Here is a 16646-nt window from a genome sequence, read left to right as displayed (position 1 = left end):
ACTTTGCAATGGATCAATATATTCAATTTGTTACCAACCATTACCTGCTTTTTTTTGCATTGGTATGCGTTATTTTTTTGTTAATTCAGGATTTGTTATCAAATTCTTTTAACAAGTTTTCTAGCATTTCTCCGGTGATTGCCGTAACAAAAATGAACAGTGATGACACCGTTATTGTTGATATCAGAGAGCCTGCCGAATTTAGTAAAAGTCATATCGAAAATGCGATTAATATTCCTTTAGCTAAGCTTGATGAAAAATTGCCTACATTGGAAAAATTTAAAAATTCGCCATTGATTGTTGTTTGTCAAACTGGAGCACGTTCGGTAACAGGGTGTAAAACACTTAGCAAAGCCGGTTTTGTACAGGTTTTTAATTTGCTAGGTGGTATGCAATCTTGGGAAGATAATAAGTTTCCCATTAAAAATAGCAGCAAGATTAAAGATTAATTTAATAAACAAGGAGTAAAACATGTCTGAAACTAACGGCGCAAACGACAAGCAGTTTGCCATTCAAAAAATTTATACTAAAGATATTTCTTACGAAACACCTAATGCACCGAAAATTTTTACCCAACAATGGGAGCCTACGCTAGATCTAAACCTGGGTACCCATGTAGATACGCTGGAAAACTCAATCTATGAAGTGACTCTTAGAATCACGGTTACTGTAAAAATAGGCGAAAGCACTGCTTATTTGGTCGAAGTAAATCAAGCGGGTATTTTTTCGATAGCAGGGTTTTCAGATCAGGAGCTGGGACCAATGCTGGGTAGTTTTTGCCCAAACATTATATTCCCTTACGCAAGAGAAGTGGTTTCTGACTTAGTGAGCAAAGGGGGCTTTCCGCAATTAATTCTAACCCCCGTCAATTTTGATGCTCTTTATGTACAGCATCTACAACAAGCGCAACAGTCTACAGAAACACCGACTTTAAATTAGATTGAATGTCGCAATCACTTTCTATTCTAGGTGCTGGTTCTTGGGGAACCGCATTGGCATTGCTAGCTGCAAGAAATGGTTGCGATACCCTCTTGTGGGGGCATAATTCCCAACATGTTGCTGATTTAAAACATGCTCGCGAAAACCAGCGCTATTTGCCAGGGTTTTTATTTCCAGATAAATTAAAGGTTACGGATGATCTGCGGGATGCTGTACAGTCAAGCTCCATCATTCTAATTACTGTTCCAAGTCATGCTTTTAAAACAACCTTATTAAACATAAAACCCTATTTGAACGGCAGTCCACAAATTATTTGGGCAACAAAAGGATTCGATAGAGAAAGTGGTTTATTGTTAAGTGATGTGGTTTTTGACGTTTTAGGTAAAAATATTCAAATTGCTGTTTTAGCTGGGCCAACGTTTGCGCGGGAAGTGGCTGCCGATTTGCCGACAGCAATTACCATTGCCTCTAACTCGGATACTTTGACAGCACGGCTTACCCAGATACTGCATAATCAACGTTTTAGAACCTATACCAGCACTGATATTGTAGGCGTGCAGGTCGGTGGTGCCTGTAAAAATGTTTTGGCTATTGCTGCAGGTATTGCTGATGGCCTGGGGTTTGGTGCCAATACTCGCGCAGCACTTATTACACGAGGTTTAACAGAAATCATGCGTATGGGTACGAAGTTGGGTGGTCAGCCAGATACTTTTATGGGTTTAACGGGTTTGGGCGATTTGATTTTAACTTGTACTGATAACCAGTCCAGAAATCGCAGATTTGGTTTGGCTCTTGGTCAAGGTAGAGATTGGCAACAAGCTGTTGAAGAAATAGCTCAAGAAATTGAAGGAATTTCAGCTGCTCAAGAGGCTTATGGATTATCTGTTAAATACCAGGTAGAAATGCCTATTACCGAACAGGTCTACAATGTACTGTTTAATAAACTTGACCCCAAGCAAGCCGTGAATAATCTACTCGGACGTGATAAAAGATCTGAAATATAATTTGACTTTAAGTTTGTTATGTTGTGATTCGCTGCGCTTATGTGCGACCATCTCTTTAAAATATCCTTAGGACGTGTGTTCCTGCTTTCATTTCGCCATTAATTTAGTACGCCATACTGGATTGTTTTTGTTAAATTTATTATATAAATCATGTGCTTATGGTTTTTATGTGATTTCAATGACTATTTAAAGCGACATTCCTTTTTTCCAGACATTAAAAACTCCTGTATTGAGATCGGTGATACGATTTTTTTGTATTCACTTTCATCTAGTTTAGGTGTTTGGGCATATATATAAATATATTAGAATATACTAATTAACTTATTTTCAAACTTTATGTTTTAGAGCAATAAATACCATTAACTTTTTGATAAAGATGGGTTTTATTATTTAGATTTTCATCTTAGTTTCGACGCTAGAAAATGTTTCCTAAGTCATTGTAGAAAAAGAAAGAAATTAATTTACACAGCTCTTGACTAAGCGCGTGTTGAAAACTATAGTGGTACGAAAATGAGGGAAAGTGGAAAAATATGGAGATTTTTGGAAATTTGAGGTGAATTTTGTTTCGAGGCATAAGTTCTATCAGTTTGGATAATAAAGGGCGTGTTGCAATTCCAACCCGTTATCGGGATGAATTGCAAGAATGCTGTGAGCGGCAATTGATTGTCACTGTTGCGGTGGACGAGAAATGTGTTGGCGAATCCGGCTGTCTGTGGCTTTATCCGCTTCCTGAATGGGAAAAATTGGAACAAACCATCAGCAAATTACCTACGTTGAATAAAATGGCAGGTCAATTACGCCGTTTTGTAATTGGTAATGCCTCTGAATGTGAAATGGACAGTCAAGGTCGATTGTTATTGCCTGAAAAATTAAGAGAGTTTTCAGGGATGGAAAAGCATATTGTTTTGGTTGGACAGTTAAATAAATTTGAAATATGGAATGAAGCTGCTTGGCAGGCCAAGGAGCAGGCATGGCTGAATGGTAGCGATTGCGAGGGCCTAGAGGAGTTGGGCTCCTTGTCGTTTTAGATGTTTGCACATCAGGCTGTTTTATATGAAGAAGCGTTAGAGTCACTTAATATACAAAAGAGTGGTCTTTATTTGGATTGCACTTTTGGGCGCGGTGGACACAGCAGTGGCATATTAAGTCGATTGAATACCTCTGGACGCTTACTGGCTTTAGATAGGGATCAGGAAGCAATCAATAGCCCCGATGCTACCCGGCTGAGTTTAGATCAACGATTTAAATTACATCATGCTTGTTTTTCGGAGTTACTTGGATTTGTTGAAAGCCAAGGGTTCAAGAACAAAATTAATGGCATATTAATGGATTTAGGTGTCTCTTCTCCTCAGCTGGATATTGCTGAGCGGGGATTTAGTTTTTTAAGGGATGGTCCGCTTGATATGCGCATGGACACCAGTCGCGGTTTATCGGCTAGCCAATATCTTCAGCAAGTTGAAGAGCAAGCTTTAACCAAAGTGATTTTTGAGTTTGGTGAAGAGCGATTTGCAAAGCGGATTGCTAGAGCAATTATTGAGCAAAGGCAGAAGCAGCCATTGGAAACTACATTGCAGTTGGCAAAATTGATAGAAGACTGTGTGCCGTTCCGTGACAAATTTAAACATCCGGCCACTCGTACTTTTCAAGCAATTCGAATGGAAATAAATCAGGAATTGAGTGAGATAAGTACAGGTTTAAAGCAAGCTGTTGAAGTTTTGGCTCCTCAAGGTCGTTTAGTAGTCATTGCATTCCATTCGCTTGAAGATCGTATTGTGAAGCGTTTTATTCGGAATGAATCGGGACTTAAAAATAACCCTGGCAGATTACCCGTTAAAGAAGAAGATATTGAAAAGGGAATTTTAAAAAAAGTGGGGAAAGCAATACGCGCTGACGCACAGGAAGTAAAGTTAAACCCAAGAGCCCGAAGTGCGGTAATGAGAGTAGCAGAGAAATTATGATGTCTACAGCAAAAAACTTATTACTGATTATGCTGGTGGTCGCGCTCATATTATCTGCAATTGCGGTTATTTATAGTAAATATCAAACACGTCTGATCTTTATGGAAATCCAAAAAAAAGAACAGGAACTTGATGATTACGAAGTTGAATGGGGAAGATTGCAATTGGAATTAACTACATTAACTGAAGAAAATCGTATTGAAATTGAAGCAAGAAATCGTTTACTACTCACTTTGCCAACGCAGGACAAAATTATTTACATAAAACCGTAGATGCACATTAATACGCGTACAAAAACATTGCAACACAGTTCGGACATTTTTGATGTCAGGCGTAAGTTGCTGTTATACACCATGTTATTAGCTATGCTGATACTGGTTTGTCGTGCCGTGTATTTGCAAATATTAAATAAAGATTTTTTACGTGATAAAGGCGAAAAACAACATGTTGACGTTGTTTTAGTTTCAGCCTATCGCGGACAGATTCAAGATAGAAATGGCGAGCCTTTAGCAATCAGTACGCCAATGCAGTCAATTTTAATAAATATGCACCAGTTAAAAGATAACGGGCAAGAAAAGTTAAATGAAATGGCAAAAATTTTGGCTATTCCAGAAAGCGAATTTCAAGCCATTCTTAAAAAAGAAGCTAAAAAGCATTTTTTTTATCTGAAAAGACAAATTAATCCTGCTTTGGCAGAAAAAGTCAAAGATATTGATTTAACTGGTGTTTATTTTGAACGGGAATTCAAACGTTACTATCCTGCTGGTGCGGTGTCAGGACATTTGTTGGGTTTTACTGATATTGACGATGTTGGTCAGGAAGGATTAGAGCACGGATACGAGCAAATCTTGCGTGGCAAAATTGGCAAAAAACGAGTTATCAAAGATGGTAAAGGTCAAATTATTAAAGATGTGGAGAACATTGAAGAGGCTGAAGCAGGTCGGGATCTGGTTCTGACGATTGATGAACGAATTCAATATTTAGCCTACAGAGAATTACAAAATGCGATGGTTCAAAATAAAGCTCATTCCGCTTCATTAGTCGTCTTAGATGCGAAAAACGGTGATGTGTTGGCTTCTGTTAGTCAACCAGCATTTAATCCGAACAATCGTAAAGAATTAAGTAGTAGTCGTTATCGCAATCGCGCAATGATGGATAGTTTTGAGCCTGGTTCTACCGTTAAGCCCTTTGTTATTGCTGCGGCTTTGGATGGTGGTTATGTGGACCCAAATGTGATTATAGAAACCCATGGCGTCTATCATCTGGGACATAACGTAGTTAAAGATGTTCATAATTATGGCACCTTGGATTTAACTCATGTTTTGCAAAAATCCAGCAATATTGCGGTAACCCAAATTGCCATGACTATGCCGCCTGTTTATTTTTGGAATGTTTATAGCAAACTGGGTTTTGGATCATCCGCCGGAGTTGGATTTCCAGGAGAAGCAAGTGGTTCGCTATTGGATTATCAAAGCTGGCATGAATTTGATCAGGCTTCATTATCATTTGGCTATGGCGTATCAACGTCAATATTGCAATTAGCTCGAGCCTACACTGCATTGGCTGATGATGGCATAGTGCATTCAGTAACCATACTTAAGCGCGATGAGGATCCAGATGCGCAAAGAATCTTCAAACCTGAAACTGCTCGTATGGTTAGAGAAATGTTAGAGCATGTAACCAGCAAAGAGGGTACAGCTTACCAAGCCAGAGTAGAAGGTTATAGAGTGGCCGGTAAAACCGGAACGGTTAAAAAAGCAACGGCGGGTGGTTATGCGGATGATAAATATTTATCGGTATTTGTGGGGATGGCACCCGCGAGTAATCCACGTTTCATTATCGCAATTGTCGTTGATGAGCCAACCTCCGGTCAGTATTACGGTGGCTTAGTTGCCGCACCTGCATTTTCCAAAGTGATGGCAGGTGCCTTGCGAGTATATGGAGTCGAGCCTGATGGTTTGGATAATATGCATTTATTGTTGAGTAGACAATGAAACTTAAACAGTTACTTTGCGATGTTCTAGACACAGAAGTTGATTTTGAAATCAACGGCTTGGCTATTGATAGTCGTTTAGTGCAGGCGGGTAATGCTTTTATAGCTCTACAGGGTTCATCCCAACATGGCATGGCTCATGTTGATGAGGCCATTGCAAACGGGGCTTGCGTGGTGCTTTACGAACCAGCTGGTTTAATAATGACCAATTTAGACGAATTATTGATACCGCATTTTCCGGTTCCTGATTTGGCTCAACATTTAGGGAAAATAGCAGCGAGATTTTATGATTTACCCGCAAGAAAATTGGCGATCATTGGTGTTACTGGCACCAATGGGAAGACAACTTGTAGTCAGTTAATTGCGCAGGCTTTGGATGATTGTGGGGTAATCGGTACTTTAGGTTGGGGTGTTCCGGGTGAGCTCTCCCCTACTCTGAATACAACGCCTGATGCGCTATCAATACAGCATATGCTAGCGCAATTTGTCAGCCAAGGAAAAGCGGTTGTGGCTATGGAAGTTTCTTCACATGGTTTGCAATTGGGCCGCATTAACTCAGTGAATTTTACGGGTGCTGTTTTTACAAATTTAAGTCGCGATCATTTGGATTTTCACGGCAGTATGGAGGGTTATTTTCAAGCCAAATTGTCACTTTTTAAATCAAGTAACCTGAAATTTGCTGTATTAAATGCAGATGATCAAGCCGTGTTAACAGTCAGGAATCATTTGGCTGCAAATGTAAAGTGTTGGACATTTAGTACTAAGGGTCGATTTGTAGAGGGTGCAGAAAGCATTGTAGCGAAACACATTGTTATGAGTGCCGATGGCATTCGTTTTCAAGTTATTTGGGGGGAGCAGATTGCGGACGCATTCACGCCACTGGTTGGTGACTTTAATTTGGAAAATGTGTTGGCAGTGTTTGCAGTTATGTTAGCCATGGGTACGAGCTTTTCTGTTGCTGTAGCAAATTTGGGTAAATTGAAAGCGACTTTAGGACGTATGGAGAAGTTCGGTGGTAATCATAAACCAACCGTATTTGTTGATTATGCGCATACTCCAGATGCATTAGAAAAAGTATTAAAAGGTTTGAAAGGTCTAGGTCAGCTTTGGGTAGTGTTTGGTTGTGGCGGTAATCGCGATACAGGTAAACGTCGAGAAATGGGACATATCGCAGAAACTTTAGCTGATCAAGTCATTATTACCGACGACAACCCACGTGATGAAATTGCTAGCGAAATTATTAACGAAATATTGATGGGTTGTCAGAGTCAAAAAGTGAAGGTTATTCAAAATAGAAAATTAGCCATTGATACCGCAATTCAACAAGCCACTAAAAATGATTGTATTGTCATCGCGGGTAAAGGACATGAGGAGTATCAGGAGATAAACGGTGTTAAATTTCCGTTTAGTGATCAGGCTGCCGTTCAACATTCCTTAGCGAGTTGGAATCATTGAGATGAAAATGCAACTCACTGAAATTGCAAAAGTGATTGATGGCACTTTGCTAGGTAAGGATCGGGAAATTGTTGGTGTAAGTATTGATACCCGCACTCTTGTTGCAGAACAGATATACCTTGCGTTACAAGGCAAAAATTATGATGGACATCAATTTATCAAGCAAGCACAAAACGCGGGAGCTTCAGCATTAATAGTCGAACGTCACTGTGAAAGCGATTTACCGCAGATTATTGTTAAAGATAGTCATTTAGCATTGGCCGAGTTAGCTGGATTTTGGCGTAAACAGCTTAATATTCGAGTGGTTGGCATTACTGGTAGCAATGGTAAAACCACGGTAAAAGAAATGATTGCGGCCATTTTAAGGACTAAGGGAAAAACTTTGTATACGCAAGGAAACTTGAATAATGACATCGGTGTACCTTTAACACTGTTGCAACTTGATAATAGCTATCAATTTGCAGTGATAGAAATGGGTGCCAATCACGCCGGTGAAATTGCTTATACCAGTAAATATGTATTGGCGGATGTGGTCATGATTACTAATGTTGGTACCGCACATATTGAAGGGTTTGGAAGTTTAGACAACATCGCTAGAAGCAAAGGCGAGATTATAGAAAGCTTAGGAAGTGATGGTACTGCAGTGCTGAATAAGGACGATACTTTTTATGATTATTGGCTGCAATTGGCCGCCGAGCGTAAGACCTTAAGTTTCGGTTTTACGGAAACAGCAGATGTTACAGCTAAGAATATTTGTACAGAACTTAAAAGAGATGGTTTTGAAACTAGTTTTACATTAATTACTGCTGGTGAAAACTTAGATATTCAACTGCAATTAGCCGGTGAGCATAATGTCAAAAATGCACTGGCCGCTGCCGCTGCAGTTAAGCCATTCGATATTGATTTGCCAAGTATCAAACAGGGACTTGAGCAAGTAACACCCGTCATTGGACGTATGCAGTTATTACGGGGACGAAAGGGAAATTTTATCATTGACGATACTTACAACGCCAATCCAAATTCACTAAAAGCGGCTTTAGAAGTTCTGGATAAAAACACTAACAACTGGTTAATTTTAGGTGCATTTGCCGAATTGGGTACTGATAGTTTGGCTATACATCGGGAAATTGGAGAAATGATTAAATCCATGCCAGTAGAGCGTTTATTTGCAGTGGGTCGGGATGCCAAACAAACTGTAGAAGCTTTTGGATGCAATGGACAATTCTACGATAGTCAGGAGCAATTGCTGGCAGAGTTAAATAAAACACTAACGGGTAAGGAAACACTTTTAGTCAAGGGTTCACGATCACAAAAAATGGAAAATGTGGTTGCGGCTTTAGTCGATAATTTCAGAGCAGCATAATGTTACTATTATTCGTAGATTTTTTATCAAACTTGGATAGCGGCTTTAGAGTGCTACATTACTTAACATTCAGAGCAATTCTGGGTGTTTTGACTGCTTTGGCGATATCACTTGTCATTGGCCCTGTCATGATCAGACGCTTAACACGTAATAAAATTGGTCAAAGCGTCCGTGAAGATGGTCCACAAAGTCATTTTTCAAAATCAGGTACGCCCACAATGGGCGGAACCATGATTTTATTTGCGGTGGCGTTCAGTACTTTGTTATGTGCAGATCTTACTAACCGATATATTTGGGTCGTGCTGCTAGTAACACTTGCGCATGGAGTAATCGGTTTTATTGATGATTATCGAAAGGTATTGAAAGGTAATAGTGATGGTTTATCAGCAAAAGCTAAATATTTTTGGCAATCTGTAGTCGCATTGAGTGCCGCATTATATTTATTCAATACCGCTCAACTTTCTGCTGAAACTCAATTTATTGTGCCATTTTTCAAAAACGTAACCTTAGACTTAGGTTGGGGATATGTAATATTAACCTATTTTGTCATTGTGGGTTCTAGTAATGCCGTTAATTTGACAGATGGTTTGGATGGATTAGCCATTATGCCAACGGTAATGATTGCAGCTGCTCTGGCAATATTCGCCTATCTATCTGGACATAGCAATTTTGCCCAGTATTTAGCTATTCCACATATTCCCCGATCTGGAGAACTGGTCGTTTTCTGTGCAGCTTTGGTGGGTTCGGGTTTAGGATTCTTGTGGTTTAATGCCTACCCTGCGATGGTATTTATGGGTGATGTCGGTGCCTTGGCATTGGGTGCTGCTTTAGGCACAGTTGCTGTGTTAGTAAGACAGGAAATTGTGCTGGTAATAATGGGCGGAATCTTTGTCATGGAAACTATTTCAGTCATTATTCAAGTTGCTTCTTATAAAACAAGAAAAAAACGGGTGTTTCTAATGGCACCTATTCATCATCACTTTGAGCTTAAAGGTTGGCCGGAGCCACGTATCATTGTACGTTTCTGGATAATATCCGTGATTTTAGTGCTGATTGGCTTGGCAACTCTAAAGCTGAGATAAGTATGAATACTTCTGAACTACTCAGTGCTTTAGAATTCAATTTCAAGCTAAATGCCATTGATTCGCGCTTATTAATAGTTGGTTTAGGCATTACAGGATATTCAGCTGCGCAGTTTTTACAAAATACACCCATAAAATTTGCAGTTATTGACAGTCGCAGTAATCCACCTCTGATTGATTCATTGCGAAAACAAATGCCAGATGTCCCCGTATTTTTAGGTGGCTTTAATCAATCTGCGTTTGAGGTGGCTACACATTTGTTAGTTAGCCCTGGAGTATCGCTTAGTGAAGTGATGATACAAAAAGCTATAGCAGCAGATGTTACCATCATGAGTGATATTGATTTATTTGCATGTGCGACTGATAAGCCAATTATTGCCATCACTGGTTCGAACGGTAAAAGTACTGTGACTACTATGTTGGGAGAAATGGGTAATACCGCAGGTGTGAAAACTGCAGTGGGTGGCAACTTGGGTACGCCCGCCCTAGATTTATTGGAGCAGAATGCTGATTTATATGTGCTGGAACTCTCCAGTTTTCAATTGGAAAGAACAACGGCCCTTAATGCCATTGCTGCGACAGTTTTAAATATAAGTCCTGATCATCTTGACCGACACGAAGACGTTATCGCTTATTCCAAAGAAAAACAGAAAATTTTTAGTGGAACAGGTGTCATGGTTTTGAATGCTGATGATCCACTCGTTATGAATATGAAAAGTAAAGAACGTACTTGTCTTACTTTTTCTACTCAAAAGCATGCCGATTTCTATTTACGACGCGGTGAAAGCAGCTCTTTAATGCAGGGTGAACAATTTTTGATGTCTACTAGTGAATTACGACTGGAAGGAAATCACAATGTTGCCAATGCCTTGGCTGCTTTGGCTTTAGGTTCTACGATTGGTTTGAATATCGAAGCCATGTGTAAGGCATTAAAAAAATTCAAAGGCTTGCCGCATCGCATGCAGAAAGTCAGTGAAATTGGTAGGGTGCTGTGGATAAACGATTCTAAAGCTACCAATATTGGAGCATGTATCGCTGCACTTGAAGGATATGAGCATAAGGTTGTACTTATTGCGGGTGGTGATGCAAAGGGTGCCGATATGCGCGATCTCTTGCCAGTAATTAAGGCTAAAACAAAAAGCGTTATTTTAATCGGTAAGGATGCCAAGTTAATTGAAGCTGCTTTGGAAGCGTGTGTGCCTATTTATTATGCAAGCAATATGAAAGAGGCCGTGAGAATTGCACAAAATCAGACTATTGCAGGTGACACTGTGTTGTTATCTCCAGCCTGTGCCAGTTTGGATCAATATAAAAGCTATGCAGATAGAGGAAATAAATTTATCGAAGCTGTATTGGAGCTAGGCACATGTTAAAGCCAACTGCAAATCAACGTTCATCTAATCGCATGCATATTGATCAGATACTACTATTGGTTTGTTTCAGTTTGCTCAGTATCGGTTTTGTGATGGTGACTTCCGCATCTTTACATTTAGGTGTAAAGATGGCGAATGATATTTCGCATTATCCATTTAATCAACTAGCACATATTATTCTCGGCTTGGGTTTTGCTGCTTGTATTACACAAATTCCAATGCGTGCATGGGAGCGTTGGGGGCAGAGTCTATTCATTATTGGCATTTGTTTGTTACTAGTTGTTTTAATACCTGGGGTGGGTAGTAAAGTTAATGGCAGTATTCGTTGGCTTTCAATATTTGGTTTACGCATACAAGTATCAGAAGTCGTAAAGTTTATCTCTGTAATTTACGTTGCTGGATACATCAACCGTCATGCTGATCACGTTAGAACATCAGCCTATGGTTTGCTTAAACCGTTGATGTTGTTTTCAGTTGCCTGTGTATTACTCTTACTGGAACCTGATTTTGGTTCAGCTGTTGTTATTTTGATTATTGCCATGGGAATGATGTTCTTAGGTGGAGCCCGAATCTCGCAATTTTTAGTGTTACTGACTTTTGTGACGCTATTGGCCGTGACATTGGTTTATGTTTCCCCTTATCGTCTGGCTCGGGTACTTAGTTTCAGAGATCCCTGGGCCGATGCGAAAAATACAGGTTTTCAATTGACTCAAGCTTTAATTTCTTTTGGTCGAGGAGAATTTTCTGGGGTGGGTTTAGGTAATGGTATTCAAAAACTATTTTATCTACCTGAAGCACATACAGACTTTTTATTTTCAGTACTGGGTGAAGAATTAGGCTTAATAGGCGTCATTCTAATAATTTCCTTGTTTTCTGCTTTGTTAATACGTGCTTTTGCAATTGGTGCGCAAGCTGAAAAAAATGGAGCAAGATTTTCAGCCTTGGTAGCGTATGGTTTGGGTATATGGTTTTGCTTTCAATCGTTTGTGAATATGGGCGTAAACATGGGTATGTTACCAACCAAAGGTTTAACCCTACCGCTAATGAGTTATGGTGGAGGCAGCATGATAGTGATGTGTGGTGCTATTTCGGTATTATTTCGAATTCATTATGAAGTTACCGAACAAAGTAAAGGGACTATCAATAAGGATGTGTACAAATGAATCAACGCATTGTCATTATGGCGGGTGGAACAGGTGGACATGTGCTTCCTGCTTTGGCTGTTGCTGAGGAAATGCTGTTACGTGGATGGCAAGTCAGTTGGCTCGGAACTCAAAAAGGATTAGAAAGCCGTTTGGTACCCTCGCGGGGAATTGAAATAGATTGGTTAGCTGTCGAAGGCATTCGTGGCAAAGGAATAGTCTCTAAAGTCATCGCAATTTTTAAGTTGATGCAAGCTTGCTTACAGGCGTTGCGTATTTTAAAACAGCGTAAACCTAATGTTGTATTGGGTATGGGTGGGTTTGTTGCAGGCCCCGGCGGATTGATGGCAAAAATATTAGGTATACCCGTTGTTATTCACGAACAGAATCGTATTCCAGGAACTACAAATCGATTATTGGCGAAAATTGTTGCATGCAAAATATTAGAAGCGTTTCCTGATAGCTTTGTGAAGTCAATGCAAGCCATTTGGACCGGTAATCCACTACTCAATACCTTTCTTACTCAACCCGAAAAAGCCGAGTGGAATATTCAAGCTGGAAGATCTCTACGGGTTTTGGTCGTCGGTGGAAGTCAGGGGGCAAAAGTTTTAAATGATCACGTACCTTATGCATTGGCAGAGTTTGGTGGGATTGAAGTTAAGCATCAAACAGGGTATGCCATGCACCAAGAGGTAGAAAAATGTTATAGCGATTTAGGCATAAGTGCAGAAGTATTGGCATTTATTGATGATATGCCGACCGTGTATCAATGGGCAGATCTAATTATTTGCCGGGCAGGAGCCATGACTATCAGTGAGGTGGCTGCGTGTGGCTTGCCTAGCATTTTAATACCGTTATTGAATGCAATTGATGATCACCAAACTGCAAATGCTAATTATTTAACAGATGCGGGTGCCGCACTATTATTACCACAAACCGAATTGAATACTGAAAACTTGCGTAAAAAAATTGAACAAGCCATAAACTCCTTGCCTGCAATGCGGCAAGCTGCCAAACAAAAAGCCAAACTATCGGCAACACAATCGGTTGCTGACATTTGTATTGCGGAGGCGGCGTAATGAATAGACCCAACTCTCAGTTTATTCAACATGCTCTGGGTGATATAGACAAAATACATTTTGTTGGTATTGGCGGTACAGGTATGAGTGGTATTGCAGAAGTTTTGTCTAATCTGGGCTATCAAATCTCCGGTTCAGATATAAAAGCTTCTGCGACAACTGACCGTTTACAAGCATTGGGGGTTAATGTTTATTTTCAACATCATGCCGATAATGTTAATGGTGTTGATGTAGTGGTGACGTCAACAGCTGTAGATAGAAGCAATCCAGAAATCAGTACCGCTTATGAAAACCGCATTCCAGTGATTCCGCGTGCGGAAATGTTGGCGGAATTAATGCGTTTCAGATTTGGAATAGCTGTTGCAGGTACGCATGGGAAAACCACCACAACCAGTTTAACCACCATGATGCTTGCTGAAGGTGGATTAGATCCAACTTTTGTAATTGGTGGGCGTTTGAATAGCGCCGGCAGTAATGCTAAGTTGGGATTAGGTAAATATCTGGTTGCTGAAGCAGATGAAAGTGACGCTTCGTTTTTATATTTGCAGCCTATGGTTGCTATAGTCACCAATATTGATCAAGACCATATGGAAACATATGGTGGTAGTTATCTGCGACTGAAAGAAACATTTATTAAGTTTTTGCACCAGTTGCCATTTTATGGCTTAGCCGTATTGTGCATTGATGATCCAGGTGTTCGGGAAATTTTACCGGATATTTCTAAGCCAGTTAAAACCTATGGTGTAAGCCCTGAAGCTGATGTTCAAGCCATTGACATTAAAAAAGATGGTTTGCGTACGCATTTTACTGTATTGCGCTGGGGAAATATGCCGCCGTTAAAAGTGACGCTAAATTTGCCTGGTTGGCACAATATGCTCAATGCTTTAGCTGCTATCACTGTAGCCACTTCCTTAGGTGTGGATGATGACGCTATTTTGAAAAGTTTAAATGAATTTAAGGGAGTTGGTAGACGTTTTCAAATAAATGGAGATTTAGACATTGAAGGTGGAAAGCTGACTTTGGTAGATGATTACGGGCATCATCCCCGCGAACTGGCTGCCACCCTGGAAGCTTTAAAACAGGCATGGCCAACACGCAGGAATGTCGTTGTTTTCCAGCCACATCGATATACACGTACTCGAGATTTATTTGAAGATTTTGTAGAGGTGCTATCGGGTGTTGATGTTCTGATATTACTGGATGTCTATTCTGCGGGCGAAGCAGTGATAACTGGAGCTGATGGTAAAGCATTATGTCGATCAATCAGAATACGTGGCCAAGTTGATCCCGTATTTGTACAAAATCGTAATGATCTGGCCACTATTTTAGCTGGAATAGTGCAAAAAAATGATGTGATTTTGACAATGGGTGCAGGCAATGTAGGTCAAATTGCAGCTGAATTACCCGGTGATCTGGCAAAGGCGTTGTTGCAATATGTCTAAGCAAACGACCTTAAAAGGTACCTTACTTTACAACGAGCCACTGTCTAAATATACCAGTTGGCGAGTAGGTGGTCCTGCATCTCAAATGTATATACCTGAAGATAAGGCCGATTTAATTGCATTTATTTCGAGCTTGCCGACTGGAGAACAACTCTTTTGGATGGGTATGGGCAGCAATTTATTGGTGCGTGATGGTGGTATTAGAGGCACCGTTATCAATACTCGTAGTCGTTTGAAAAATATGTATTTGCTTGATGGTGAACGCGTATATGTAGAAACAGGGGTGCCTTGTGCACATGTGGCTCGATTTTGTAGCGACCTGGGTCTGGTTGGTGCAGAGTTTTTGGCGGGTATACCAGGCACTATGGGCGGTGCTTTAAGAATGAATGCAGGAGCTTTTGGTGGCGAAACCTGGAGTATTGTCGAGCAGGTTGAAATGATTAATGCGCAGGCAGAAGTGACTTTGCGTGGTAAAGAGGCTTTTGAAGTTGCTTATCGCTCGGTTAAAGGTATAGAAAATGAATGGTTTTTATCGGCGCAATTACAATTAGGTAAAGGTGATATTGAAGCCAGTCAACGGCAAATTAAGGCGCTTTTAGAAAAAAGGAATGCGAGTCAGCCAACCAATAAACCAACTTGTGGTTCGGTATTTAAGAATCCTCCAGGCGATTTTGCAGCCAGATTGATTGAAGCTTGCGGACTTAAAGGGTATCAGATTGGCGGTGCCGTTGTTTCTGAGAAACACGCTAACTTTATTGTAAATATGGGTAACGCAACTGCATGCGATATAGAAAATTTGATTGAAGATATTCAGGTCAAGGTAAATGCACAATTTGGCGTCAAGTTACAAACAGAAGTATGCCGGGTAGGTGAAATATTATGAAGAGATTACACACGCACAGCATGACTGATTTTGGAAAAGTTGCTGTATTGATGGGGGGCTCGGCTGCGGAACGGGAAGTTTCTTTGCGTAGTGGTCACGCTGTCTATCAAGCTCTAAAACAGCAAGGCATAGATGCCGTTGCCGTGGATGTGACAGGCAATGTGATTGATGCTTTAGCCAACATCAAAGTTGATCGTGTTTTCAATATTATACATGGTCGTGGTGGGGAAGATGGTGTATTGCAGGCAGTTCTCGAAGTAATGGGCATACCCTACACCGGATCTGGGGTTATGGCTTCAGCATTGAGTATGGATAAATTACGTACCAAGCTTTGCTGGCAAGGTATGGGTTTGCAAACGCCAAAATGGCAGCTATTAAAGAATGTTCAGGATATTGATATTTGCATAGAAAAGCTGGGTTTTCCTGTGATTGTCAAACCTGCCAAAGAAGGCTCAAGTATAGGCATGAGTAAGGCCGAAAATCGCCAGGAGCTTGTGTCTGCATTTGAGCTGGCGAATCAATTCAATTGTGATGTTTATGCGGAAAAATGGATAAAAGGAAAAGAATATACCGTATCGATACTGGCTGGTGAAGCTTTGCCTGTTATCCATGTACAGACACCTAATGTTTTCTACGATTTTGAAGCGAAATATCAGGCTAACACTACCCAGTACCATTGTCCTTGTGGGTTGAGCAAACCGCAAGAGCAACATCTACAGGAACTTGCACTACTGGCTTGCGATGGATTGCAGGTAAAAGGCTGGGGTAGAGTTGATGTGTTTATTGATAGCGATGATTGCGCACAATTGATTGAAGTAAATACCGTACCAGGTATGACAGATCATAGCTTGGTACCTATGGCAGCAAAAGCTGCGGGTATCGATTTTAAAGAATTAGTTTTGAGCATACTGGAAACCAGTTTAGAAGGTTAAT

Annotated in this window: 16 protein-coding genes; all 16 read left to right on the top strand. The window is 40.4% G+C overall.

Features of this window, described 5'->3' with window-relative positions; all coding sequences use genetic code 11:
- The first annotated feature begins 8 nt into the window (after positions 1-8).
- The 16 genes from ABH008_RS00745 to ABH008_RS00670 all read left to right on the top strand — a co-directional run bounded on the left by ABH008_RS00745 (position 9) and on the right by ABH008_RS00670 (position 16645).
- Positions 9-449 (top strand): rhodanese-like domain-containing protein, encoded by a 441-nt coding sequence (locus tag ABH008_RS00745; RefSeq protein ID WP_347987964.1) that lies wholly within the window; start codon positions 9-11, stop codon positions 447-449.
- Between the two features lie 22 nt (positions 450-471).
- Positions 472-939: a protein-export chaperone SecB gene (gene secB / locus ABH008_RS00740; RefSeq protein ID WP_347987963.1), complete on the top strand. Its 468-nt coding sequence runs from the start codon at positions 472-474 to the stop codon at positions 937-939.
- Positions 940-944: 5 nt separating this feature from the next.
- Positions 945-1943, top strand: a complete 999-nt coding sequence (locus ABH008_RS00735) for an NAD(P)H-dependent glycerol-3-phosphate dehydrogenase (protein WP_347987962.1) — start codon at positions 945-947, stop codon at positions 1941-1943.
- 560 nt (positions 1944-2503) lie between these two features.
- Positions 2504-2971, top strand: coding sequence for a division/cell wall cluster transcriptional repressor MraZ (gene mraZ, locus ABH008_RS00730; protein WP_347987961.1), 468 nt, complete (start codon positions 2504-2506; stop codon positions 2969-2971).
- Entirely contained in the window at positions 2972-3901 is a 930-nt protein-coding gene (gene rsmH / locus ABH008_RS00725; RefSeq protein WP_347987960.1) for a 16S rRNA (cytosine(1402)-N(4))-methyltransferase RsmH, read from the top strand.
- On the top strand, positions 3901-4173 hold the full coding sequence (gene ftsL, locus ABH008_RS00720; protein WP_347990012.1) for a cell division protein FtsL: 273 nt from the start codon (positions 3901-3903) through the stop codon (positions 4171-4173). Before rsmH ends, ftsL begins: the two co-directional genes overlap by 1 nt.
- A complete protein-coding gene (locus ABH008_RS00715; RefSeq protein WP_347987959.1) occupies positions 4174-5895 on the top strand; it encodes a penicillin-binding protein 2 in 1722 nt (573 codons plus the stop codon).
- Positions 5892-7349, top strand: a complete 1458-nt coding sequence (locus ABH008_RS00710) for a UDP-N-acetylmuramoyl-L-alanyl-D-glutamate--2,6-diaminopimelate ligase (RefSeq protein WP_347987958.1) — start codon at positions 5892-5894, stop codon at positions 7347-7349. Before ABH008_RS00715 ends, ABH008_RS00710 begins: the two co-directional genes overlap by 4 nt.
- 1 nt (position 7350) lies before the next feature.
- Complete coding sequence (murF, locus tag ABH008_RS00705) at positions 7351-8712, top strand: UDP-N-acetylmuramoyl-tripeptide--D-alanyl-D-alanine ligase (protein WP_347987957.1); 1362 nt, start codon at positions 7351-7353, stop codon at positions 8710-8712.
- A complete protein-coding gene (gene mraY, locus ABH008_RS00700) occupies positions 8712-9794 on the top strand; it encodes a phospho-N-acetylmuramoyl-pentapeptide-transferase (protein WP_347987956.1) in 1083 nt (360 codons plus the stop codon). The genes murF and mraY overlap by 1 nt, the downstream gene beginning before the upstream one ends.
- 2 nt (positions 9795-9796) lie before the next feature.
- Positions 9797-11167: a UDP-N-acetylmuramoyl-L-alanine--D-glutamate ligase gene (murD, locus tag ABH008_RS00695; RefSeq protein WP_347987955.1), complete on the top strand. Its 1371-nt coding sequence runs from the start codon at positions 9797-9799 to the stop codon at positions 11165-11167.
- Entirely contained in the window at positions 11161-12330 is a 1170-nt protein-coding gene (ftsW, locus tag ABH008_RS00690; protein ID WP_347987954.1) for a putative lipid II flippase FtsW, read from the top strand. Before murD ends, ftsW begins: the two co-directional genes overlap by 7 nt.
- Positions 12327-13388, top strand: a complete 1062-nt coding sequence (gene murG / locus ABH008_RS00685) for an undecaprenyldiphospho-muramoylpentapeptide beta-N-acetylglucosaminyltransferase (RefSeq protein WP_347987953.1) — start codon at positions 12327-12329, stop codon at positions 13386-13388. Before ftsW ends, murG begins: the two co-directional genes overlap by 4 nt.
- Positions 13388-14830, top strand: coding sequence for a UDP-N-acetylmuramate--L-alanine ligase (murC, locus tag ABH008_RS00680; RefSeq protein ID WP_347987952.1), 1443 nt, complete (start codon positions 13388-13390; stop codon positions 14828-14830). The genes murG and murC overlap by 1 nt, the downstream gene beginning before the upstream one ends.
- Positions 14823-15713, top strand: coding sequence for a UDP-N-acetylmuramate dehydrogenase (gene murB / locus ABH008_RS00675; RefSeq protein WP_347987951.1), 891 nt, complete (start codon positions 14823-14825; stop codon positions 15711-15713). The genes murC and murB overlap by 8 nt, the downstream gene beginning before the upstream one ends.
- A complete protein-coding gene (locus tag ABH008_RS00670; RefSeq protein ID WP_347987950.1) occupies positions 15710-16645 on the top strand; it encodes a D-alanine--D-alanine ligase in 936 nt (311 codons plus the stop codon). The genes murB and ABH008_RS00670 overlap by 4 nt, the downstream gene beginning before the upstream one ends.
- Position 16646 lies beyond the last annotated feature (1 nt).

It is taken from the genome of Methylomonas sp. AM2-LC, from assembly GCF_039904985.1.
Lineage (GTDB): Bacteria > Pseudomonadota > Gammaproteobacteria > Methylococcales > Methylomonadaceae > Methylomonas.
This window is presented reverse-complemented; position numbering and strand designations above follow the sequence as displayed.

Coding starts and splice junctions, on each gene's coding strand:
- ABH008_RS00745 (WP_347987964.1), top strand. CDS start 9: ATGGATCAATATATTCAATTTGTTACCAACCATTACCTGCTTTTTTTT.
- secB (WP_347987963.1), top strand. CDS start 472: ATGTCTGAAACTAACGGCGCAAACGACAAGCAGTTTGCCATTCAAAAA.
- ABH008_RS00735 (WP_347987962.1), top strand. CDS start 945: ATGTCGCAATCACTTTCTATTCTAGGTGCTGGTTCTTGGGGAACCGCA.
- rsmH (WP_347987960.1), top strand. CDS start 2,972: ATGTTTGCACATCAGGCTGTTTTATATGAAGAAGCGTTAGAGTCACTT.
- ftsL (WP_347990012.1), top strand. CDS start 3,901: ATGTCTACAGCAAAAAACTTATTACTGATTATGCTGGTGGTCGCGCTC.
- ABH008_RS00715 (WP_347987959.1), top strand. CDS start 4,174: ATGCACATTAATACGCGTACAAAAACATTGCAACACAGTTCGGACATT.
- ABH008_RS00710 (WP_347987958.1), top strand. CDS start 5,892: ATGAAACTTAAACAGTTACTTTGCGATGTTCTAGACACAGAAGTTGAT.
- murF (WP_347987957.1), top strand. CDS start 7,351: ATGAAAATGCAACTCACTGAAATTGCAAAAGTGATTGATGGCACTTTG.
- mraY (WP_347987956.1), top strand. CDS start 8,712: ATGTTACTATTATTCGTAGATTTTTTATCAAACTTGGATAGCGGCTTT.
- murD (WP_347987955.1), top strand. CDS start 9,797: ATGAATACTTCTGAACTACTCAGTGCTTTAGAATTCAATTTCAAGCTA.
- ftsW (WP_347987954.1), top strand. CDS start 11,161: ATGTTAAAGCCAACTGCAAATCAACGTTCATCTAATCGCATGCATATT.
- murG (WP_347987953.1), top strand. CDS start 12,327: ATGAATCAACGCATTGTCATTATGGCGGGTGGAACAGGTGGACATGTG.
- murC (WP_347987952.1), top strand. CDS start 13,388: ATGAATAGACCCAACTCTCAGTTTATTCAACATGCTCTGGGTGATATA.
- murB (WP_347987951.1), top strand. CDS start 14,823: ATGTCTAAGCAAACGACCTTAAAAGGTACCTTACTTTACAACGAGCCA.
- ABH008_RS00670 (WP_347987950.1), top strand. CDS start 15,710: ATGAAGAGATTACACACGCACAGCATGACTGATTTTGGAAAAGTTGCT.